This window comes from Pseudomonas sp. KT_2_4 (assembly GCF_041410225.1).
Classification (GTDB): domain Bacteria; phylum Pseudomonadota; class Gammaproteobacteria; order Pseudomonadales; family Pseudomonadaceae; genus Aquipseudomonas; species Aquipseudomonas paracarnis.
Genome location: NZ_CP166962.1, coordinates 516,638 through 537,395, shown reverse-complemented (window position 1 = coordinate 537,395; position 20,758 = coordinate 516,638). Strand labels below are relative to the sequence as shown.

Below are 20,758 nucleotides of genomic sequence, written 5' to 3'. Positions count from 1 at the left end.
CCCTGCCCTCGACACCCAAGCCCGGTGCCAGGGGCGCTCTCGCCTGTTTTTTGTGCTGACTGGAGGTGTGTTATGTCGCGTAGCCAATATGTGATCAAGAAAATCTTCAAGCATTATTCGGTGTCGGTGGAACACATCGGCGATGCGCCTGATAGAAAGAACGTCCTGTTGGTCAACGGCGCCATGGCCACGACGTCGGCCTTTGCCCGTACCAGTAAATGCCTGGCCGAACACTTCAACGTGGTGCTGTTTGACTTGCCGTTCGCTGGAAACTCCCGCGCTCACAACCCTGACCGGTGCCTGGTGACCAAGGACGACGAAGTCCAGATCCTGCTGGCATTGATCGAGCGCTTCAACATTCACCACTTGGTTTCCGTGTCCTGGGGTGGCCTGTCCACCCTGCTGGCACTTGCCAAAAATCCAGACAGCGTTGAAAGCTCAGTGGTGATGTCGTTTGCGCCTGGCCTCAACGCGCCGATGCTCGATTACGTCAGCGGGGCGCAGGCACTCATGGCCCGGGATGACAACGCAGGGATCGGCCATTTGCTCAACCAGACGCTGGGCAAGCATCTCCCGGCTCGACTCAAGACCGCCAATCAACAGCATATGGCGCAGTTGATCAACGCCGAGCAGCATCAAGCGCGCTTCCATATCGAACAGGCACTCAAGCTCAATGAAGGGGCCTACTTGCCGCAACTCTTGAACATTGACAGTCATGTGCACTTCCTGAATGGCGCCTGGGACGAATACACCAGCGCCATGGACGTGCAGTCCTTCAAGCAGTACATCCGCGATTGCAGCTTCTCCATTGCCCAGAGCAGCGGACATTTTCTGGACCTGGAGTCCAAGGCTGCGGCCAACGGCGTGCACCGCGCGTTGCTCGGGCATTTGCTGAGGGCATGCGATGCCCAGCCAGGGGCGTTTTGCGAGCAATCGGCTCAACGAGCGCGGCTGAGCTTTGCCTAAATACTCTTCAACAAGGACGTAGATGATGCGAGTAATCATGGTTGCCATCGGCTCGGCCGGTGACGTTTTTCCCTTTATCGGCCTGGGGGCTGCCCTGACTGTGCGCGGTCATCAGGTCACCTTGTGCAGCATGCCGACGTTTCAGCGCGCCATTGAGGCGCAGGGGCTGAACTTCGTGCCGTTATGCGATGAGGCGACCTACAGCGCCGCCATGGGCGATCCCCTATTGTGGGACCCGAAGACCTCATTCGCCGTATTGTGGCAAGCCATCGCCGGCCTGCTGGAACCCGTCTACGACTATGTAACCACTCACAATACCGACGATACGGTGGTTGTCGGCTCACTATGGGCCTTGGGTGCACGTATCGCCCATGAAAAATACGGCATCCCTTATCTGTCCGTCCAAGTGTCGCCATCCACGTTGCTTTCTGCACATTTGCCGCCCGTGCACCCCACCTTCAATGTGTCGCGGCGCTTGCCATTGACTCTGCGCAAGCTGCTCTGGCGCGGGATCGAATACCTGAGCCTGGACCGTACCTGTGCTCCCCAAATCAACGCACTACGCCACAAACATGGGCTACCAGGCGTGGTGAAGAACATCTTCAGTCAATGGATGCATGCGCCCCAAGGGGTGATATGCCTGTTCCCCGAATGGTTCGCCCCCGCACAGAAAGACTGGCCACAGCCTTTGCACATGGCCGGTTTCCCTCTGTTCGACGGTGGCGCCCCTGGGCTCGATGAGCCCACACGAGCCTTTCTGGTTGCCGGAGCGCCCCCTATTGTCTTCACTCAAGGCTCCACTGAGCACTTTGACCAGCAGTTTTATCGTTTCGCCCTGGCAGCGCTGCACAGGGTCGGTGCCCGCGGCATTTTTCTGACCGGTGATCGACCGCTCTTCACGGACCTGCCGCCCACCGTGATACAGCGCCCGTTTTTGCCGATGAGTTCGCTGTTGCCCCACGCGGCCGGTCTGGTCCACCCCGGCGGCATTGGCGCCATGAGCCAGGCGCTGGCGGCCGGCATTGCGCAGATTGTGCTGCCTATCGCTCATGACCAGTTCGATAACGCCGAACGCCTGGTGCGCATGGGATGCGGCATACGCCTTGCCCTACCGTTAAACAAACAGGACCTGGACGATGCGATCACAACGCTCTTGCACGACAGCCGGCTGCAAACGGCCTGTCGTCGAGCGAGCAGCCTGATGCCCTGCGACGCTGCCTCTTGTGAAACAGCGGTCAACGCCATTGAGCAGTGCCACGCGCGGCATTCAATGCCTCGCCTGCGCCAGGCCTCATAAACCACGAACGTCCAAGTGTAAGCACCGTGCCAGAGCGGTCGGGAAGCCTCGGCAAAGTTTGACAGAAATAGCTTGTGGGCTAGATTGCCAAGAATGCAGTAATCGAGGCGACTGTCCATGGAGAAGGAAAACGACCTCATTCGTTGGTGGGATTGCTTACGCATCGAGATGTGCAAGCAACAGGATGAGACTCAAGTGTTAGCGCTTCTGGAGCGTGAAGTGTTGCAACTGGGGTTCGAGTACTACGCCTATGGCGTACGTCACCTGACCCCTTTTACACGCCCCAGAACCGAGATATGCGGGTCCTACCCCGCAAGCTGGCTGGCACATTACGAGAAGCAAAACTACGCGGCTGTCGATCCGTCAATCCTTAGTGGCTTGCGCTCTACCGAGATGGTGGTATGGAACGACGCACTGTTTGATAACAGCCGCACGCTGTGGCAGGAAGCTCGGGACTGGGGCTTGTGCATCGGCGCCACACTGCCGATTCGAAGCCACGACCGTTCACTGCGGGTACTGTCCGTGGCTCGGCGCCAAGACATTATTTCGCAGGCTGAAAACAACGAAATTCAAGTGCGCCTGCGCTGCATCCTTGAACGGGTGACACTGCGCCTGACAGACCTGGGTTATAGCGAACGCGCCCACCAATTGGTCTGCCTGAGCCGGCGTGAGCGGGAGATCCTGCAGTGGACCGCCGACGGCAAGAGTTCAGGAGAAATCGCGCTGATCCTCACTATTTCCGTCAACACCGTAAACTTTCACCTCAAAGCCATTCAGAAGAAATTCGGCGCTGGCAACAAAACACTGGCGGCAGCCTACGCCGCTGCACAGGGCCTTATCTAGGGCCCGACAATTGCGATAAGGACATCCAATGATCAGCATCATCACCCGTCGTCACCATGAACTGTCTGCAACGCTTGAGGACGACCTGGGCCGCTACCGACACGAAGTTTTCATCCAGCAATTGGGCTGGCAACTGGATTCCACGCACGCCCGGCCCCAACGCGAATTCGACCAGTTCGACCACGCGGATGCTCGTCATATCCTCGCCCTGGATGCCGAGCACCAAGTCTGCGGTTGCGCGCGACTCTTGCCGACCACGCAACCTTATCTGCTGGCGCAAGTGTTCGGTTTTCTGTGCGACCAGCCAACCCCGCGAAGCAGCGACACCTGGGAGGTGTCGCGTTTTGCCGCGCGCGCCCTGGAGGAAGGCACCTTACCGATGCGCGTCTGGTGGAACAGCCTGAACCATGCCTGGAGCCAGGGCGCCAATCGGGTAGTGGCGGTGACCACACCCGCGCTGGAACGTTATTTTCTCAGGCATGGCGTGCAGTTGAGCCGCCTCGGTTCTCCGCAACGCGTGAATAAAGACCATGTGGTAGCGCTGAGTTTTCCGGCCTGGCAGAAAAACGGCCAAATCGCGTTACACGCAGAGTCGGCCGTTGCCTAGCGATGAGTGATCCCCACCTGTGCTTAAAGCCGGGGCATCGGCTGCGAACGCCTCAGGGAATCAGCGAGTAAATCAGTGAGGAAATGGCCACCAGACCGACCAGCGTCACGAACACATTCGAGGCCTGCCCCCGGTACTTGGCCATGGCCGGGACCTTGCGGATCGCGTACATCGGCATCAGGAACAGTATCGACGCGATGATCGGCCCGCCCAGGGTCTCGATCATGCCAAGGATGCTCGGGTTAAGCGTGGCGACGATCCAGCACACCACCAACATGAAGGCGGCGGTCATGCGGTCCAGGGTCTTGGGTGCCGGGCGGCGGCCAGTCTTGACCACCAGGCCCTTGAGGCCCTCGCTGGCGCCGATGTAGTGGCCCAGGAACGACTTGGCAATCGCCACGAACGCAATCAACGGTGCGGCAAAGGCAATCGTCGGGTTATCGAAGTGGTTGGCCAGGTACGACAGGATCGACAGGTTCTGCGCTTTCGCTTCGGCCAACTGCGCGGGCGACAGGGTCAGCCCGCAACTGAACACGAAGAACAGCACCATCGCCACCATCAGCAAGTGCGCGCGGGACAGGATCTGCGAGCTGCGCTCGTCGGCGTGTGCGCCGTACTGGCGCTTCTGGTCCACCGCGAAGGCCGAGATGATCGGTGAATGGTTGAACGAGAACACCATCACCGGAATCGCCAGCCACAGCGTGTTGAGCAGCGCCGAGGGTGCCGGCACTTCGCTGGCGGTGCTGAGAATGCCGCCATTCCAGTGCGGTACCAGGTACACCGCCAGGAACAGCAAGGCCACAATAAACGGGTACACCATCAAGCTCATGGCCTTGACGATCACTTGCTCACCGCAACGCACCACGGCCAGCAGACCCAAGATCAACACAAACGCCAGGATGGCCCGGGGCGGCGGCAGGATATGCAGCTGGTGCTCCATGAAGCTGCTGACGGTATTGGTCAGCGCCACGCTGTAGATCAGCAGGATCGGGAAGATCGCAAAGAAGTACAACAAGGTGATCAGTGCACCGGCCTTGATACCGAAATGCTCTTCAACCACGTCGGTAATGTCGGAACCTTCACGGCCGGACAGCACGAAACGGGTCAGCCCACGGTGGGCAAAGAACGTCATCGGGAACGCCAGCAACGCCAGGATCACCAGCGGCCAGAAGCCCCCCAGGCCCGCGTTGATAGGCAGGAACAAAGTACCGGCGCCAATGGCGGTACCGAATAGCCCGAGCATCCAGGTAGTGTCCTGGCGGCTCCAGCTTGTGAGCGTTGCAGGTGTCGTTGCATAGCGTTCGTCGACGCTATTGGCCTGATCATTCATCCGGTGGGATCTCCGCATTCACACGGCCAGCACGAGTCAGAAAAACCTGACAGGCAGCGCCCTGGCCGAAACAAGGGCCGGATTGTCCGGGATTCTCTTGGAGAAGCAAAGACTTAGCTGAGGAATGGTTAGGCGGAGCAGCTGTTCATGTGGCCGCCCCCGTGAAGGTTTTGGATGGCTGAGACGTCGTACAAACATTACGTCTTAGTTTAATAGGCCACCTATTGCGAGAAGAGTCCGACAACAAGTTCAGAAGCAGCCCGCTTCAAAATCATATTCTTAGTCATACAACCCCTCAACTGTTACAGGACCATACATAGCTATTGAGCACGCGCAAATTCACACACTAATATCTTCGCGCACTGACCGACAAAGACGATAACAACACTTAACCAACCAGTAAGGAGTTTGATAATGCGAAGATTCACCCTTGCTTTTACCGGCCTGTTTTTCGCGGGTTTATTAGGCGCGCCGTCAAGTTACGCGAAACCGGTTGAGGCTGATGTTCGTGCCCTGGCCTCTTCGCCTCAATGGTTGACCACCAAGGTTTATATAGAGGGCGAGCCAGAAAACGACGTCAAGGCCAAATACCCCGGCGTGGTCGGAATCTCAATGTGGGACCCGCAACGCAATCGTTACGAATTTTTCTACACCGATACAGGGCGCTCGAAACACCCTGATGGCGGGGGCGGTTATTTCCTGGTCACTGACGACAAGCAGACCCACATCCTGGTGCCCGACCTTGGCCCGCATCGCACCATCGTCAGAAGGCTGGAAAAATTGGACAACACCGAATTCACCTATTCTCGTGAAGTCCCTCGCGACATGGTAGCGACCAACCCTCCCGTTAGAATCTATGTGGTACATGCGCCTTACACGGGACCAATAAAGACTCAGATGTCAAACTAGTTAAACACCCAATTTATATCCAGCCATAAAAAACCAATAACAAACGAGGCACTTGTGATGAATCCATACGCTTCATTCGGATATCTATTCATGCCTGCACTGCTGGTAGCCGTACTGTTGCCCAGCGCAACCACGGTACAGGCCAACACGACACTGCCCACCAAAAGCATCGCCGCCACGTCCGATAACACCGTCATGTTGACCGTGTTTCTTAAACACGATCAATCACGCCCGCTGGGCGAATTGAAAGCCCAACTGGCCAAGCAGGAATTTCACAAGGCCTTCCCGCCGGAAGGTGTCGAAGTCGTCAGTTGGAATATCACCATGGGCATCGGGCAAGTCATCGTGCTGCGTTTACCGGCGTCTCGCCTGGCTCAAGTCAACCTGGCCATCGAGAACACGGCGTGGGGTGTCTACAAGACGGAATTCTTCCCGACCTACGATTTCATGCCGATTGCACAAAGAGAGCGGGCCCAGGCACGGCAACCGGGGACTACTCAGTAGCTGGCGCGACAGAGAAGGAGCCTGGGTGCGCGGGTTTGGGTTGCGCAGCCAGGTTTGACGTATCCGGAAATCTTGCAGGAGGTCAGCGCAATAACGGGTAGGTTCGGCGCATACTCATGCTCTCAAACCCTTCAGGAAGAGCCTTGCGATGCCCACCACTGTTCTGGTCCTGGTTGAAACCATCAACGAATACCTGCAAATCATCGAGAGCAACGACTTTCATGTGATCCTGGCGCCGACGCCTACTGAACGCGCCCAAGCAATCAAGACCCATGGGGGGCAGATTCAGGCCGTGCTGACCCGCGGGCCGCTTGGGCTGTATGCCGAAGAGATCGCCGCGTTGCCATTACTGGAGATCATCTGCGTGATTGGCGCCGGCTACGAACATGTGGACCTGCAAGCGGCAAGCAACCGCGGGATAGTGGTGACTAACGGTGCCGGCGTGAACGCACCCTCGGTGGCTGATCACGCCATGGCGTTGCTGTTGTCACTGGTGCGCGGGATTCCTCAGACCGACGCCGCTGTTCGCCGCAGCGAGTGGCCGAAGGTCATGCGCCCTTCCCTGGCCGGCAAACAACTGGGCATTCTCGGGCTGGGGGCCGTGGGCATGGAAATCGCCAAGCGCGCCGCCCTCGGGTTTGGCATGGAAGTGAGCTATCACAACCGCCAACCTCGCGATGACGTGGATTACACCTACTGCTCAACGGCCGTCGAACTGGCGCGCACTTCGGACTTCCTGATCCTGGCCACGCCCGGTGGGGCCGGCACTCGCCATCTGATCGATAAACATGCGCTGGATGCGTTGGGGCCCAATGGCTATCTGGTGAACATCGGCCGCGGCAGCGTAGTGGTGACCGCCGACCTGGTCGCCGCGCTGGAGCAGCGCCGCATCGGCGGCGCCGCGCTGGACGTGTTTGACGATGAGCCTGCAGTGCCCGATGCCCTCAAGCGCCTGAGCAATACCGTGCTGACGTCCCACGTGGCCGGCCTGTCCCCGGAGGCGGCCCATGACACGGTGCAGCGCGTCGCTGATAACTTGGTGGAATACTTTGCCGGCCGCCCCGTGCTTACACCGGTGGCCTTGCCAGCGCCTGCAAAATGACCGATCAGGCACGCTGATCACCCTTCAACACGCTAACCTATTAAGCCGCCCCGGCCTTGTCGCTGGGCGGCTGTGCGCATTAGATTAGGAAATAGTCCAAGGCCTTTAGAATAAGCAGAAGGGATAAGCATGGCGCTGAACGACCAATCGACCCAGATTCGCCCAGGCGAAGAACTTGATGCCAGCCTGATCGATCCCTACCTCAAAGCTCATATTCCGGGCCTGAGCGGTACCGTCAAAATCAGCCAGTTCCCTGGTGGCGCGTCGAACCTGACTTACCTGCTGGAATACCCCGACCAGGAATTTGTGCTGCGTCGCCCGCCGTTTGGTCACAAGGCCAAGTCTGCCCACGACATGGGCCGCGAATACCGCATTCTCAACCAGCTCAAAGATGGCTTTCCGTACTGCCCCAAGGCTTATGTGCACTGCACCGATGAATCGGTGATCGGCGCCGAGTTCTATGTGATGGAGCGCGTCAACGGCATCATCCTGCGCTCCGACCTGCCGGCTGAGCTGGGCCTGGACGCCACCCGCACCGAGGCCTTGTGCAAGAGCTTTATCGACAAATTCGTCGAACTGCACCAGGTCGACTACCACGCCTGCGGCCTGGCCGACCTGGGCAAGCCCGAAGGCTACGTGGCGCGGCAGATTCGCGGCTGGGGCGAGCGCTATGAAAAAGCCCTGACGCCCGATGCGCCAAAATGGGAGGCGGTACGCGCCTGGCTCAACGACAAGATGCCTGCCGATCACTCCACCTCCAGCATCGTGCACAACGACTACCGCTTCGACAACGTGATCCTCGACCCGCACAACCCGATGCAGATCATCGGTGTGCTGGACTGGGAGCTGACCACCCTGGGCGACCCGTTGATGGACCTGGGCAACACCCTCGCCTACTGGATCGAGGCCGCGGACCCGGCGCCGGTGCAACTGATGCGCCGCCAGCCGAGCAACGCCCCCGGTATGCTCACCCGCCGCCAGTTTGTCGACTACTACGCCGAGCGCTCCGGCATCCAGATCGACAATTTCGATTTCTATTACACCTACGGCCTGTTCCGCCTGGCCGGGATTGTGCAGCAGATCTACTACCGCTTCTTCCATGGCCAGACCCAGGACAAACGCTTCGCGCAGTTCATCCACATGAACAAACTGCTGGAGCAGATGAGCCTGAATGTCATCGGCAAATCAGCGCTCTGAGTGCAACTACAAGGAACCCTCATGTCCAAGACCAACCTGTTCGACCTCGATGGCAAGATTGCGTTTGTTTCCGGCGCCAGCCGTGGCATCGGTGAAGCCATCGCCAAGTTGCTGGCCCAGCAAGGCGCCCATGTGATTGTCTCCAGCCGTAAGCTGGAGGGTTGCCAGCACGTGGCCGATGCGATCATCGCCGAGGGCGGCAAAGCCACGGCCATTGCCTGCCATATTGGTGAAATGGAACAGATCACCCAGGTGTTCGCCGGCATTCGTGAACAGTTCGGCCGCCTGGATATCCTGGTCAACAACGCCGCCACCAACCCGCAGTTCTGTAATGTACTGGACACCGACCTGGGCGCATTCCAGAAGACCGTTGACGTGAATATCCGTGGTTACTTCTTCATGTCGGTGGAAGCCGGCAAGCTGATGCGCGAGAACGGCGGCGGCAGCATCATCAACGTGGCCTCGATCAACGGCATCTCGCCGGGCGTGTTCCAGGGCATCTACTCGGTAACCAAGGCCGCCGTGATCAACATGACCAAGGTGTTTGCCAAGGAATGTGCGGCCTTTGGAATCCGTTGCAACGCGCTGCTGCCGGGCCTGACCGATACCAAGTTTGCCTCGGCGCTGGTCAAGAATGATTCCATCCTGAAAATGGCCCTGGCCCAGATCCCGCTCAAGCGCGTGGCCGACCCCAGCGAAATGGCTGGCGCGGTGCTGTACCTGGCCAGTGATGCGTCGAGCTATACCACTGGGGTTTCGCTGAATGTGGACGGTGGTTTCTTGTCCTGACGCCCCAAGCGCCATCGGTGGCAGACGGGGCTGAGCCGTCTGCCATCAGACTCAGACTCGCACGCCGCTCATATCGATCTTGAATAGCACCAGTTTGCCGTCTGGCAGGGTCGCGCCAATCACCTTGAACAGCCGCTGACGGTCCAGCGCATCCGCTACCTGTTGCCTGGCCCCTGGATCACTGCGGTCCAACTTCTTCAACACGCGTCTAACCCAGCCATCCTCCATCTGGAAATGCTCATAGACCCTCTGCATGCTGACATTGCGCGGTTTGGCATGCTTGACCTCAAGCACGTAGACATCGCCCGCGGGCCCTTTGAACACCAGATCGAAACCGTTTTGACCGCCACCGTAGGTTCCACCAGGGATGATTTGATAGCCATCATTGACCAGTAGTGCGCGGTACATCTTCTCATTGGCAAGCCCACGGCCCTTTGCATCCTGAATACTCAGCGTCTTCCAATGATCAAACAACGCTATTTCATCCGCGCGCCTTTGCCGATGGGGATAATGAAACTGGTCGTTGGCGGCCACTGCGTCGACATTGAACGAGCCCTCACGGCGTACCGCAACGGTGGCCATGCCTTGAAACGGATCAAACTGCACAATGCCCATGGGTAGAGCGAGGCCGTCGGCCTTGGCCTGTATCCCCTGTAACAGCCGACCATAGGGATAACCGTGGGTCCAGATATGCGTATCAATCTTGCGATCTTGCAGGTGCGCGGGTGCATTGCGGATAGCCGGGTTATCGAATGCAATCATCTGCCGCGCATACTGGCGCATGTAGCAGTACGTTTGCCTGTCCTGCGTCGACATCACCCCCTGGCTCATATCACTGGTAACAGTGGTGTAGCCCAGAACCTTGCGGGCCGCGCGAATGATGGCGCCGATGCTGCCCAAGCGCATCTCGGGCACCCACGAAGCACGGCTGCCACCGGTATCCAGGTAAACACCCGGCGCATGGCTGTGTGCATTGGGAATCATCTGGTATTTATTTCTCGTGCTATCAAGATCGACGCGAACCACTACGCCCCCCACCTCCAGATAGCTGGCGATTGAGTCACCAGAGATCTGAATGATGCCGTCTTCGGTGATGGCCCCGCTTTGCTGCCACACCCCACGCGCGTCAGGTACGTAAAGTTTGTTATCGCCCGCTTTGAAGGATGCCAACGAGAACCGGGCATCGCCGTAGTAGCTCTGCCCGCCCATGACGTACTGTCTTTTCCCCTGGATAGCCGGCCCCGTCGTTGCGCCCCCACCTCGTGCATCGTAAAGCTGCAGATCCAACCGTGGATCCCGCGGCACGGCGGCGGCCATCGGCATCGACACCGATGCACTGGCATGAGCCGCCGTCGTCACGCCGGTCCAGGTCCAAGTGCCCCCCACTCTGCTGACAGCAGATGGGCTGGCCGCCAGTTGATGAGCCAAACGCGGGTGATAAGTGCCGCTGGCCGGGTGATAGTCCACTTGCACTGTCTGCCCGGTATCCAGATCAATGTAACTGCGGCCGGCAGCCTGACGAATACCCTCGGCATTTGCGGGCCCAAGCGCATCGCCCGTTACCCACACTGCCTGCGGCGGCAGCGGCCCAGGCAGATCCAGCGCACTTATGTGCGCGACCCCAAGCGCGTCGCCGTGCCCGGTGCGCTGCACGCCTTGATTCCCAGGTTGAAGGGAAGGAACCAGACGGCCATAGTCCCTGACCATGACGGTGTCGGCACCCAAGCCGATACGTGAGGGTGATACATGCGCGGTCCTGGGTGATTGAGGTTTTTGCTGCATAAAAAATCCCTTTTCAATGATCTATCAAACTGAATCGGCACCGATAAACCGCAGTTGCGCAGACGTCACAGTGCGCTGGGGATCAGCGTCCGCTCCCCAGCAATCGCGACCTGCATCGTAATGAATGCCTGACACCGTACCGTCCTCCAGCTCAAGGCCGACGATACGCAACTGACGCACCATCACGGTCGTCCACTGGCGAGAACGGCGCAGCGCACCCAGTACCTCATCGATGCTCGAATAACGGCAAGCATCCAGTTGCACGAGGCAGATCGCGCCCAGGTCCTGGCGAATGTCGTACTGCTCGCCCTGCAGGGTGTGTACGCTGACCTGTTCCAGCGGTATCGAAGGGTCTGTCACGGGAGGCAGCAACACTGTCACGCTGCCAACGGTCAGCGTGTCGTTGATCAGGGCGATATGCGCCCGCTCAATCAACTCGCCAAGACCGGCGGTATTGATCCGCCAGAACGACGCGTCCGCCGTTTTGGCCAACGCCCCCGGCGTGGACAGGGCAATCGTTGAGCCTGCGCTGGGCACGACCTCGTAGGTCGATGAGCGCCCCATCAGCGCATAAGGCCTCTGGTAATGGGGCGGTACAGGAATAACGACTTTCTGTTGCACCGATTGCAACCAGATGCCCTTGGCGCTGTGCGGTCGAAAAAACCCGTGCACGCCGGGCTTTTCTATCAAGGCAGAGCTGCCGTCGAAGGTCTTGAACCCGGGCGAGGCACGGTCTTGGATATAGGATTGCTGGGCCGCCTGCACGCGGTATGAGACGCCGTCATTCATGACCAGCACGAATCGGCAGTCCAGCGTCAAAGCCACCGCGATGATGTTTGAGGTCACGTTGGTGCGCGCCGAAGAACGATCGCTGGCATAGTGGGCGAGGACCAATTGGCTGCCGTCGATGAACCTGATGGTCAATCTCACGTCGCTGTAGGTCAGCGAATCGAAGTGTCCCCTCCTGCGCAGGGTCACGCGGTAATGGGCCAAGGCCTGGAGAATCTCCCGCGACGAATAGTCCACGTACAGCACGCACGCGGTGGTGTCGCCCTTGAGGCGAACATCGAGCACCTTTGCACCTGGCCCGCGTTCGACGAACCCACGCGTAGAACGCCCATGGGGCACCACGAACGTGCCAGCGCCCAACACCTTGTCCAGGCTGACGTCCTGGCCGCCCGCTCTCACGGCAACGGTGACGTTAGTGTCCTCGCTGCCCATCAACACCGGTTCAAGGATCGGCTCAAGCGTATAGCCGTCCTCCGTGAGAAACAGCAGGTTGTGCGTGTTCAAGCGGCGCTGCTCATCACTGGACGTATAGAGCCGCTCAAGCTTGATGACTTGCTCCGGCAGTTCGCCGTCCACGCCCCTCCACGCCACGATGACCAGCGCACAGCCCTGGATACGCCAACTGCTGATAGACGCCAACGGCCAGCGCATCTCAATCACAGAGCCCTCGGCCCAGTCCTGCTCATGCAATGTCACCGCGCCAGGGTTGCTGGCAATCACATAACGATCCTTGCCCGCCCCACCGTCCACCCAGGCGCCAGCGCCCAGCACAATCACTGTATCGTTGCCCTCTGCGGCTTCGATCCGATCGTTGTGACCGGCGGCGACCAGGGTATTGGCCTGTGCTGAACCCTTGAGATGGTTGGCAAGCCCGGTTGGGGTGTAGATATTTTCTATCGAGTCCAGGCTGATCGAAGGATAAGGCGGCGACTTGTCGATATCCTTGCGCCGCACCACAGTGCCCGCCTGCAGGTCGATGGCATAACCTGCCGTCCCGTCCTCATAAATTGTCGAGTTGGCCAGGTAAAGCGTATCGCTGCCCTCCTCGCCACGCAGCTCGCTGGCCGGGCTATTCGCATCGGTTTCGTCCAGTATGGCCGTCGGCATGTCATACCTGAACAGGTCGTTCCTGGCGCCCCCGGTGAGCTGCTTGTGGCCTTCACCGAAGCGGAAAATGTTCGGGTTGCCAGTCGAACCTTTGACCTTGTCATTACCTCCCCCCAGTTGCCAGAGCACAGCCGCATCCACGGCAGTACTGTCAAACACCGCACCCGGCAGACGGTCAACCGGGGTATTGGACGCATCGACTTCATCATCTTGGTCAATCACCGTGGGCTCTGTGGTATCGATGTACGGATCTTCACCCTCGGCCTCGTTCCAGCGGCGCTTCCAATAGCGGACTGGCCTCAACCGCACCTCAAACCCGCCATTGACCACCGCCTGCACGGTGCCTTTGAGCGCGCCTTTAAGCCAGGCATCGGCCTGCTCCTCCAGTTGCTGCGCATACTGTTGTTCCATCCGGGCCACGACGTACCGATCGCGTATGGCCCTCTCCTGCTCCTTGCCTTGAAAGGCCAACCAGCCCGCGTGCAGGCGCTCGAAGATACTCAGTTCGATGTAATCATCAATGTCATCCACCTGACGAACCGCAGCATAGAGTTGCGTGCCAAAGATCAGTACGGCAGCGGCGGCAATGCCCAGCGGGCCGGCCACGCTGAACCCGGCCAACGCAGCGGCACTCAGGGCCACAGCCACGCTGGCGCTCACAATACTGAAGCCGGCATTGACGTAATGGTCCATGGCTTCCTTGCCGGTACCCTTGGTTGCCTTGGCGAACGACTCCTTGGCATTGAGATAATCAAAGGGCAACGTCAGCACCAACGCAAACAGGCTGGCCCCCCGTCGCAGGGCCTGGCCAAGGCAACTGGTGCTGAAACCTGCAAATACCTTGCGACCGTTTTCCAGCAGCCGTCTGCCGAGTTTTTCCAGCGCCAGCTCCAGTGCAGCCCCTGTGAGGTTGGCCAATAACTCAGCGCCGGTGACCACCGACCTATTGATGTCGCCAGTTTTGATCGCCTCGGCCAAGGCGCTGATTGCGCTGTAATACCCGTAAGCTGCAAGCCCCGCGCCCATGACCGCCAGGCTTCGGCTTTTCTTCGGCTCGACCCAGCGAGGCATTCCCTCCAACTGCGCCGCTTGGTTGAGATTGGTTTTCTGTACTGAACGCAACAGGTTATCGAGCTTGCCGACTGCACCAGGATGTTCGTCTCCCGGCTTCGCCAACAGCAGAGGTGGTGCCTGTAGCGAACGCAATGCCGCGAACTCGAATAACAGCGCGGCACTGTTGTCACTGACCGAGTCATTCCTGCGCAGACACCGATACAGTCTGGATGCCGAGAATCGGATCGCATCAAGCAGCGTCTGGTCTGCTTCGCGTACCGCCAGGTGATGGGCCTTTACCGGTTTTCCCGCCATGTAGGCCCCCATGGCGGCAAGGTCTCTACGCTGGACAGTCAGCTCGCCCACAACCAATGGCCCCAGGCTCTGATCCAGGGCAAGCAATGCTGCTTGCCTTTTTTTCGCAGGTGTTTCGATTGTCGCCATGCGTCCGCCTCCCTATGCCACGACGTAAACAGGGATAGTGGCGGCCAACAGGACCCAGGCAACGGTAGATGCTTATGCGTACCGGCAATTGACGCACAGATAGTTTGAGCCCATAGCGCAAGCGAGTAATCTTGGCGCGGAGTGAAGCCTTGGGATGAAACATGGAACTGCACGTGGTAATCAATGGCCGCAAGGACCTGGCCGAACAGCTCTACCAGCAGTTGCGCGAAGCCATCGCCACCGGGCGGCTGTCGGCAGGCGCACAGCTGCCCCCCAGCCGACTGCTCGCCGAACAACTGGGCATCTCGCGCAAGACCGTGTCGGACACCTACGCCACCTTGACCTACGAGGGCCTGCTGATTGGCAAGATCGGCCGCGGTACTTTCGTCAATGCCTGGGCGCCACAGCCCGACCGCGTGCAAACCGCCACCGACCTGGCGTGTGCCGCCAACCTGGGCAAATGGGCGGCACTGCCCTCACCCATGGGCCACCCCGCCCGCGAGGAGATCCTGCGCTACGAATTTATCGGTGGCGCGACGACACGCCACCAATTCCCACAGGATGAATGGCGGCGTTGCACCCAGGATGCGTTGCGTCGCATCGCCCAGAACAGTGGTTTTTACAGCCAGCCAGAAGGCGTGCCCGCCCTGCGCGATGCCATCGCCGGGCATATCGCGTTTTCCCGCGGGGTCAAATGCAGCGCCCGCGATATCGTAGTCACCAACGGCGCACAGCAGGCGCTGGACCTGCTTGCCCGCGTGGTGCTTGAACCCGGCAGCCTAGTCGCGATGGAAGACCCCGGCTATAGCCCCGCACGCCAATTGTTCGTCGCGATGGGCGCCCGCGTCGCCAGTGTTGCCGTCGACGAACAGGGCCTGCAGGTCGACCAGATCCCGGATGGCACGCGCCTGATCTATGTGACGCCGTCCCACCAGTTCCCCCTCGGCATGCCCATGAGCCAGGCGCGGCGCGAGGCTCTGCTGGACCGCGCCATTGCGCTCGGCGCGATCATCATCGAAGACGATTACGACAGCGAATTCCGCTACGAAGGCCGCCCCACCGACTCCCTGCAAAGCATGGATACCCGAGGCGTGGTCACCTACGTCGGCACCTTTTCCAAAACCCTGTCGCCGGAGTTGCGCCTGGGCTACGCGGTGCTGCCGCCGGCCATTTATGGTGCGGTGCTCAAGGCCAAGCAATTGACCGACCAGCACAGCGCTACCTTGCCGCAGTGGGCACTGGCCAAGTTCATCAGCGAAGGCTACCTGCTCAAGCATATTCGCCGCTGTCACGGGGTCTATGCGGGGCGTCGCGAACGCATCCTGCAGCGTCTGGCGGGCGATCTGTCGCCGTGGTTCGAGGCAGTACCGACGGTGGCGGGCTTTCACCTGGCGGCCCTGTGCAAGGTGCCGGTGAATATTCCATTGCTGATGGAACGGGCGCGCCAGGTTGAGGTGGGTTTATATCCCTTGGACGTGTTTTTTCACGACAAGCCGGTGCGCTCGGGGCTGATTCTGGGGTTCGGCGCCATCGAGACCCTGGACATCGACCCGGCGCTGGACAAGGTCCGCGATATTCTCCTGCAGATTGGCTAGGCAGTTTTCCGGCGCATTGGTCATTGGTGGCAAGCCCTCGGCGGCGTAGGGTGAAGCGGTCTTTCACCCGATGGAACCCTCATCATGAAACGCTTATTCGCTGCCACCCTGATGCTCGCCTCCCTCAGTGCATTTGCCCACGACCCGGTCTACAACCAGGAAACGCTCAAGGTGCTGCAAGAGCACGCCTTGACCAACGTGCCGGGCAAGAAAACCATCATGCTCACCGTGGACTACGCCCCCGGCCAGGCCACCGTGCCCCACAGCCACACCGGCACCGCCGTGGCTTATGTGCTCGAAGGCGAGATCACCTCGCGGGTCAATGATGAAAAGGCGATCACCTACAAAGCCGGGCAATCGTTCTACGAGCCGGCCGGCTCGCGGCATTTTGAGTCAAGCAATGCCAGCCAGACCCAACCGGCCAAGCTGCTGGTGGTGATGGTGCTGGATGACAAAGCTGAGGTACTCACCCCGCTTCCCAAGTAATCAGCAACACCACAAAACCCATGTGGGAGCTGGCTTGCCTGCGATAGCGGTGGACCCGCCAGCTCATCTTTTACTGGCCCACCGTTATCGCAGGCAAGCCAGCTCCCACAGTTTTAACCGTATCTGGTCAGGGACGTTTGAACAGGTTGCGCTGGTGTTCAATGCGCTGGCGGCACTCACAACCCTCCAGATGATCATTGACCATTCCCATCGCCTGCATCAACGCATACATCGTGGTCGGGCCGACGAAGGTCCAGCCGCGTTTCTTCAGGGCCTTGGACAAGCGCACCGAAGCCGCTGAGGTCGGATTGGCCGTCCAGTAAGCCATGTCCACCACTGCCGGCCGCTCTTGCGCGCCGGGTTCGAACGCCCACAGCCAGCGCGCCAGCGAACCGGTCTCCTCCACCAGCTCACAGGCCCGGCGTGCGTTGTTGATGGCCGAGATGATTTTCGCCCGATTGCGCACGATGCCCGGCTCGCTCATCAACCGCTCGATGTCCGTCTCGCCGTACTGCGCCACCCGGCGAAAATCAAAACCCTCGAACGCCTGCCGAAAGTTTTCGCGCTTGCGCAGGATGGTGATCCACGCCATCCCCGCCTGAAACCCCTCCAGGCAGATCTTCTCGTACAGCGCGATGTCATCCGCCACCGGCACACCCCACTCGTGGTCGTGGTAATGCAGGTACGCAGGCGCTGCAGTGCGCCAGGCGCAATACATGCGCCCTGCTTCGTCGGTTGTCAGCCCTGATTGATCCATCCATCACCTCGTATGCCCAAGGCGATGATACGCAAAAAAAATTAATCCCCGCCAACCGCTCAAGCATCGTACTTACCGACCAACTGGTCAGACCGGGACCTGCCAACCGCCAAATATTTACTTGTGATTTGAAAAAACCCGAGCGTAGACTGGCCTCGCACTGGACTTACCGGTAAGACCACAACAATTAAGCCCTGGAACCACCAGGGCACCGAATAGAGATCCCTCCCATGCTCAGATGGTGCTCGCGTTCGATTTTCCTGCAAGTGGTGATTGGCCTGATACTCGGCATCGTCTGCGGCCTGGCCCTTCCCGAATTCTCCTCGCAACTCAAACCTTTGGGTGACGGCTTTATCAAGCTGATCAAAATGCTGATCGGCCTGATCGTGTTCTGCGTAGTGGTCAGCGGTATTTCCGGCGCGGGCGACTTGAAGAAGGTCGGACGCATCGGCCTCAAGTCGGTGATCTATTTTGAGATGCTGACCACCGTCGCCCTGGTGCTCGGCCTGATCATGGCCTTCAGCACCGGCATCGGCAGCGGCGCCAATATTCACCTGGAGCAACTCTCTTCCGCCGGTTTGAATGAACTGGCGGACAAGGGCCAGCACATCCGCGGCACCAGCCAGTTTCTGATGGAGTTGATCCCCAACTCGGTAGTCGGCGCCTTTGCCGATAATAACGTGCTGCAAGTGCTGTTGTTTTCGGTGTTGTTCGGCAGCGCGCTGAACCTGGTGGGCGAAGCGGCCAGCGGGATTTCGCGACTGATCAACGAATTGAGCCATGTGATCTTCCGCATCATGGGCATGATCGTGCGCCTGGCGCCGATTGGCGTATTCGGTGCCATCGCGTTCACCACCAGCACCTATGGCCTCGATTCACTGCAACACCTGGGCAGCCTGGTGGGGCTTTTCTACCTGACCTGTTTTGCCTTTGTGGCGGTGATCCTCGGGCTGGTGATGCGCCTGTCGGGCCTGCGCATGTTGCCGCTGCTCAAGTACCTGCGCGAAGAACTGCTGATCGTGATGGGCACCGCGTCGTCCGACGCGGTGTTGCCGCAGATCATGCGTAAACTGGAACACCTGGGCATCGGCAGCTCCACCGTGGGCCTGGTGATTCCCACCGGCTATTCGTTCAACCTCGACGGTTTTTCCATCTACCTGACCCTGGCTATCGTGTTTATCGCCAACGCCACCGGCACACCGCTGTCGATGACCGACTTGCTGACCATCCTCCTGGTATCGTTGATCACCTCCAAGGGCGCCCATGGCATTCCAGGCTCGGCATTGGTGATTCTGGCGGCAACGCTCACAGCGATTCCGGCGATTCCGGTGGTCGGCCTGGTGTTGGTGCTGGCCGTGGACTGGTTCATGGGCATCGGCCGTGCGCTGACCAACCTGATCGGCAACTGCGTGGCCACCGTGGCGATTGCACGCTGGGAAAAAGACATTGATATCCAGCGCGCCAACAAGGTGCTCGACGGCCAGCAAGGCTATGCCTTCCAGGCCAAGAAGCCGGTACTGCCGGCGCATCAGGAGTTCTAGGACAACACCCATCCAATGTGGGAGCTGGCTTGCCTGCGATAGCGGTGGGTCAGCGTCAACTGTAGTGCCTGACACTCAGTCATCGCAGGCCAGCCAGCTCCCACACTGGACCTTCGCCAGACTGAATACTGTATGAGCAACATCAAGGAGCCTTCGACGTGATCAGCACTTCAACCGTCGTCAATTCAGTGGTAGAAAAACTGCGCGCCGCCTTGGCGCGAGGCCAGTGGCGCCGCGGTGAAATGCTGCCCGGTCAACGCGAACTGGCCGAACAGCTGGGTATCAGCCGCCCGAGCCTGCGCGAAGCGGTAATCGTGCTGGAGACCCTCGGCCTGGTGCGCTCCATGCCCGGCAAAGGCGTGGTCGTGCTGGAAACCAGCGTCAGCGAGCCGCAATCGAGCGACGCCGTGGCCGATGCCAGCCTCGAGGACATCCTGCAACTGCGCTACACCCTCGAACCCTTCATCGTCGGCCTGGTGGCCCAGTCCATCAGCAGCAAGGAAATCGGCCAACTGCGCCTGACCCTGATGGACATGCGCGAGGCCCTCGATGCCGGCGATGCCGAAGCCGGCATGAACGCCTATATCGACTTCCATGAAGAATTGTTCGCCCTGACCTCCAACCCGATCTTCCAGAACGTGGTGCAGCAAACCAGCACCGCGCTCAAACAAAGCGCCCAGGTACTGCGCAACTCGCCTGAACACCTGGCCGAACGCCTGCAAGAGAACGAGGCCGTGGTACGCGCCATCCGCAACAAGAACAGCGCCCTGGCCAGTGCCGAAATGCGTCGGCACATCCTGCAGGAAGGCCTGCGCATGGGCATTCGCTTGAATATCCCGGACGACCATCTGGGCAGTTGATTTTCGGAGACCGGCCATGAACGCTCACGCCCTGCAACGCGATTCCACCCTCACGTCCCTACGCTGGATGCCCGAAAAAAAGCCCTCGGTGGACGATATCTACCCACGCTTGTTCGACGCCATCCTTGAGCAACGCATTGCGCCCGCCAGCCGCTTCACCGAAGAAGGCCTGGGCGAACTCTTTGGCGTGAGCCGCAGCGTGATTCGCCGAGTGCTCGCCAAGCTGTCCCATCAGCAAGTGGTCATCCTGCGCCCCAACCAGCGCGCCCAGGTCGCCGCGCCGGATGCCCAGCACACACGGCAGATTCTGGAAGCACGGCGTCTCACCGAAATGACCGTGGTGCAACTGGCCTGCGCCCAAGCCACAGCGATGCAGATTCGCCAACTGCGCGAGCTGATTGCACAGGAGCGCAACGCCATTGAGTGTGACCAGCGGGGGCCGGCGATCCGGTTTTCGGGAGAGTTTCATCTGCAACTGGCGCACATGGCAGGCAATGCGCCGTTGGCACAGTTTCTCAACAGCCTGGTGCCGTTGACGTCGTTGATCATTGCGCAATTTGAAACAAAGGCCTGCACCTATTGCGCATGGCAGGAGCATGTGGCGATTGTGGATGCCGTGGAACAGCGCGACGCCCACACGGCTGTCGCCCTGATGACCCAGCACCTGGATCACCTGGAAACCCGACTACTCAAACACCACTGACGCCAAGTGAATGAAGTTAAAACTGTGGGAGCTAGATTGCCTGCTCCCACATTGATCGCATTCCAGATCAAATAAAAAAGCCCCCGCATCTCACGAT

At 59.6% G+C, this 20,758-nt stretch carries 18 protein-coding genes; 14 read left to right on the top strand and 4 right to left on the bottom strand.

Annotation, left to right across the window (positions count from 1 at the left end):
• Window positions 1–72: 72 nt before the first annotated feature.
• From AB9N64_RS02385 to AB9N64_RS02370, 4 genes are all read left to right on the top strand, one after another.
• Window positions 73–966 carry an alpha/beta fold hydrolase gene (locus AB9N64_RS02385; protein ID WP_014718333.1) on the top strand — a complete coding sequence of 298 codons (894 nt, stop codon included), beginning with the start codon at window positions 73–75 and terminating at the stop codon, window positions 964–966.
• A 25-nt stretch (window positions 967–991) separates the two neighbouring features.
• Window positions 992–2,263, top strand: coding sequence for a glycosyltransferase (locus AB9N64_RS02380; protein WP_014718332.1), 1,272 nt, complete (start codon window positions 992–994; stop codon window positions 2,261–2,263).
• A 117-nt stretch (window positions 2,264–2,380) separates the two neighbouring features.
• Window positions 2,381–3,106 carry an autoinducer binding domain-containing protein gene (locus tag AB9N64_RS02375; RefSeq protein WP_014718331.1) on the top strand — a complete coding sequence of 242 codons (726 nt, stop codon included), beginning with the start codon at window positions 2,381–2,383 and terminating at the stop codon, window positions 3,104–3,106.
• Between the two features lie 28 nt (window positions 3,107–3,134).
• The gene (locus AB9N64_RS02370; RefSeq protein WP_014718330.1) at window positions 3,135–3,713 is read left to right on the top strand and encodes an acyl-homoserine-lactone synthase; all 579 of its coding nucleotides are present in this window, start codon (window positions 3,135–3,137) and stop codon (window positions 3,711–3,713) included.
• Window positions 3,714–3,765: 52 nt separating this feature from the next.
• Here the strand turns inward: AB9N64_RS02370 and AB9N64_RS02365 are convergent, their stop codons facing one another.
• Window positions 3,766–5,043, bottom strand: coding sequence for a serine/threonine transporter (locus tag AB9N64_RS02365; RefSeq protein WP_371359936.1), 1,278 nt, complete (start codon window positions 5,041–5,043; stop codon window positions 3,766–3,768).
• 414 nt (window positions 5,044–5,457) lie between these two features.
• Between AB9N64_RS02365 and AB9N64_RS02360 the strand changes: the two genes are divergently transcribed.
• The 5 genes from AB9N64_RS02360 to AB9N64_RS02340 all read left to right on the top strand — a co-directional run bounded on the left by AB9N64_RS02360 (window position 5,458) and on the right by AB9N64_RS02340 (window position 9,544).
• Window positions 5,458–5,952, top strand: coding sequence for a DUF4822 domain-containing protein (locus tag AB9N64_RS02360; protein WP_038450016.1), 495 nt, complete (start codon window positions 5,458–5,460; stop codon window positions 5,950–5,952).
• 90 nt (window positions 5,953–6,042) lie between these two features.
• Window positions 6,043–6,456, top strand: coding sequence for a hypothetical protein (locus AB9N64_RS02355; protein ID WP_019820183.1), 414 nt, complete (start codon window positions 6,043–6,045; stop codon window positions 6,454–6,456).
• Window positions 6,457–6,604: 148 nt separating this feature from the next.
• On the top strand, window positions 6,605–7,558 hold the full coding sequence (locus AB9N64_RS02350) for a 2-hydroxyacid dehydrogenase (RefSeq protein WP_014718326.1): 954 nt from the start codon (window positions 6,605–6,607) through the stop codon (window positions 7,556–7,558).
• A gap of 129 nt (window positions 7,559–7,687) precedes the next feature.
• The gene (locus AB9N64_RS02345) at window positions 7,688–8,755 is read left to right on the top strand and encodes a phosphotransferase family protein (protein WP_020301516.1); all 1,068 of its coding nucleotides are present in this window, start codon (window positions 7,688–7,690) and stop codon (window positions 8,753–8,755) included.
• A gap of 21 nt (window positions 8,756–8,776) precedes the next feature.
• Window positions 8,777–9,544: an SDR family oxidoreductase gene (locus AB9N64_RS02340; protein WP_014718324.1), complete on the top strand. Its 768-nt coding sequence runs from the start codon at window positions 8,777–8,779 to the stop codon at window positions 9,542–9,544.
• A 51-nt stretch (window positions 9,545–9,595) separates the two neighbouring features.
• Here the strand turns inward: AB9N64_RS02340 and AB9N64_RS02335 are convergent, their stop codons facing one another.
• Both AB9N64_RS02335 and AB9N64_RS02330 read right to left on the bottom strand, forming a co-directional pair.
• Complete coding sequence (locus AB9N64_RS02335; protein ID WP_196492708.1) at window positions 9,596–11,326, bottom strand: hypothetical protein; 1,731 nt, start codon at window positions 11,324–11,326, stop codon at window positions 9,596–9,598.
• A 24-nt stretch (window positions 11,327–11,350) separates the two neighbouring features.
• Entirely contained in the window at window positions 11,351–14,719 is a 3,369-nt protein-coding gene (locus AB9N64_RS02330) for a calcium-binding protein (RefSeq protein WP_371359935.1), read from the bottom strand.
• A 161-nt stretch (window positions 14,720–14,880) separates the two neighbouring features.
• Here AB9N64_RS02330 and AB9N64_RS02325 point away from each other — a divergent pair, with 161 nt between their 5' ends.
• Both AB9N64_RS02325 and AB9N64_RS02320 read left to right on the top strand, forming a co-directional pair.
• A complete protein-coding gene (locus tag AB9N64_RS02325; RefSeq protein ID WP_019820194.1) occupies window positions 14,881–16,314 on the top strand; it encodes a PLP-dependent aminotransferase family protein in 1,434 nt (477 codons plus the stop codon).
• An 84-nt stretch (window positions 16,315–16,398) separates the two neighbouring features.
• Window positions 16,399–16,800, top strand: coding sequence for a cupin domain-containing protein (locus AB9N64_RS02320; protein ID WP_014718320.1), 402 nt, complete (start codon window positions 16,399–16,401; stop codon window positions 16,798–16,800).
• A 127-nt stretch (window positions 16,801–16,927) separates the two neighbouring features.
• Here AB9N64_RS02320 and AB9N64_RS02315 read toward each other — a convergent pair whose 3' ends face one another.
• Window positions 16,928–17,557 carry a DNA-3-methyladenine glycosylase I gene (locus AB9N64_RS02315; protein ID WP_014718319.1) on the bottom strand — a complete coding sequence of 210 codons (630 nt, stop codon included), beginning with the start codon at window positions 17,555–17,557 and terminating at the stop codon, window positions 16,928–16,930.
• A gap of 215 nt (window positions 17,558–17,772) precedes the next feature.
• Here AB9N64_RS02315 and AB9N64_RS02310 point away from each other — a divergent pair, with 215 nt between their 5' ends.
• The 3 genes from AB9N64_RS02310 to AB9N64_RS02300 all read left to right on the top strand — a co-directional run bounded on the left by AB9N64_RS02310 (window position 17,773) and on the right by AB9N64_RS02300 (window position 20,661).
• On the top strand, window positions 17,773–19,098 hold the full coding sequence (locus AB9N64_RS02310; RefSeq protein ID WP_172832684.1) for a C4-dicarboxylate transporter DctA: 1,326 nt from the start codon (window positions 17,773–17,775) through the stop codon (window positions 19,096–19,098).
• Window positions 19,099–19,256: 158 nt separating this feature from the next.
• Window positions 19,257–19,958, top strand: coding sequence for a FadR/GntR family transcriptional regulator (locus AB9N64_RS02305; protein WP_014718317.1), 702 nt, complete (start codon window positions 19,257–19,259; stop codon window positions 19,956–19,958).
• Between the two features lie 16 nt (window positions 19,959–19,974).
• Window positions 19,975–20,661 (top strand): GntR family transcriptional regulator, encoded by a 687-nt coding sequence (locus AB9N64_RS02300; protein ID WP_371359934.1) that lies wholly within the window; start codon window positions 19,975–19,977, stop codon window positions 20,659–20,661.
• Window positions 20,662–20,758 lie beyond the last annotated feature (97 nt).

What these genes read in the sequence shown, in the direction of transcription:
- AB9N64_RS02385 (WP_014718333.1), top strand. Translation starts at nt 73, where the DNA reads ATGTCGCGTAGCCAATATGTGATCAAGAAAATCTTCAAGCATTATTCG.
- AB9N64_RS02380 (WP_014718332.1), top strand. Translation starts at nt 992, where the DNA reads ATGCGAGTAATCATGGTTGCCATCGGCTCGGCCGGTGACGTTTTTCCC.
- AB9N64_RS02375 (WP_014718331.1), top strand. Translation starts at nt 2,381, where the DNA reads ATGGAGAAGGAAAACGACCTCATTCGTTGGTGGGATTGCTTACGCATC.
- AB9N64_RS02370 (WP_014718330.1), top strand. Translation starts at nt 3,135, where the DNA reads ATGATCAGCATCATCACCCGTCGTCACCATGAACTGTCTGCAACGCTT.
- AB9N64_RS02365 (WP_371359936.1), bottom strand. Translation starts at nt 5,043, where the DNA reads ATGAATGATCAGGCCAATAGCGTCGACGAACGCTATGCAACGACACCT.
- AB9N64_RS02360 (WP_038450016.1), top strand. Translation starts at nt 5,458, where the DNA reads ATGCGAAGATTCACCCTTGCTTTTACCGGCCTGTTTTTCGCGGGTTTA.
- AB9N64_RS02355 (WP_019820183.1), top strand. Translation starts at nt 6,043, where the DNA reads ATGCCTGCACTGCTGGTAGCCGTACTGTTGCCCAGCGCAACCACGGTA.
- AB9N64_RS02350 (WP_014718326.1), top strand. Translation starts at nt 6,605, where the DNA reads ATGCCCACCACTGTTCTGGTCCTGGTTGAAACCATCAACGAATACCTG.
- AB9N64_RS02345 (WP_020301516.1), top strand. Translation starts at nt 7,688, where the DNA reads ATGGCGCTGAACGACCAATCGACCCAGATTCGCCCAGGCGAAGAACTT.
- AB9N64_RS02340 (WP_014718324.1), top strand. Translation starts at nt 8,777, where the DNA reads ATGTCCAAGACCAACCTGTTCGACCTCGATGGCAAGATTGCGTTTGTT.
- AB9N64_RS02335 (WP_196492708.1), bottom strand. Translation starts at nt 11,326, where the DNA reads ATGCAGCAAAAACCTCAATCACCCAGGACCGCGCATGTATCACCCTCA.
- AB9N64_RS02330 (WP_371359935.1), bottom strand. Translation starts at nt 14,719, where the DNA reads ATGGCGACAATCGAAACACCTGCGAAAAAAAGGCAAGCAGCATTGCTT.
- AB9N64_RS02325 (WP_019820194.1), top strand. Translation starts at nt 14,881, where the DNA reads ATGGAACTGCACGTGGTAATCAATGGCCGCAAGGACCTGGCCGAACAG.
- AB9N64_RS02320 (WP_014718320.1), top strand. Translation starts at nt 16,399, where the DNA reads ATGAAACGCTTATTCGCTGCCACCCTGATGCTCGCCTCCCTCAGTGCA.
- AB9N64_RS02315 (WP_014718319.1), bottom strand. Translation starts at nt 17,557, where the DNA reads ATGGATCAATCAGGGCTGACAACCGACGAAGCAGGGCGCATGTATTGC.
- AB9N64_RS02300 (WP_371359934.1), top strand. Translation starts at nt 19,975, where the DNA reads ATGAACGCTCACGCCCTGCAACGCGATTCCACCCTCACGTCCCTACGC.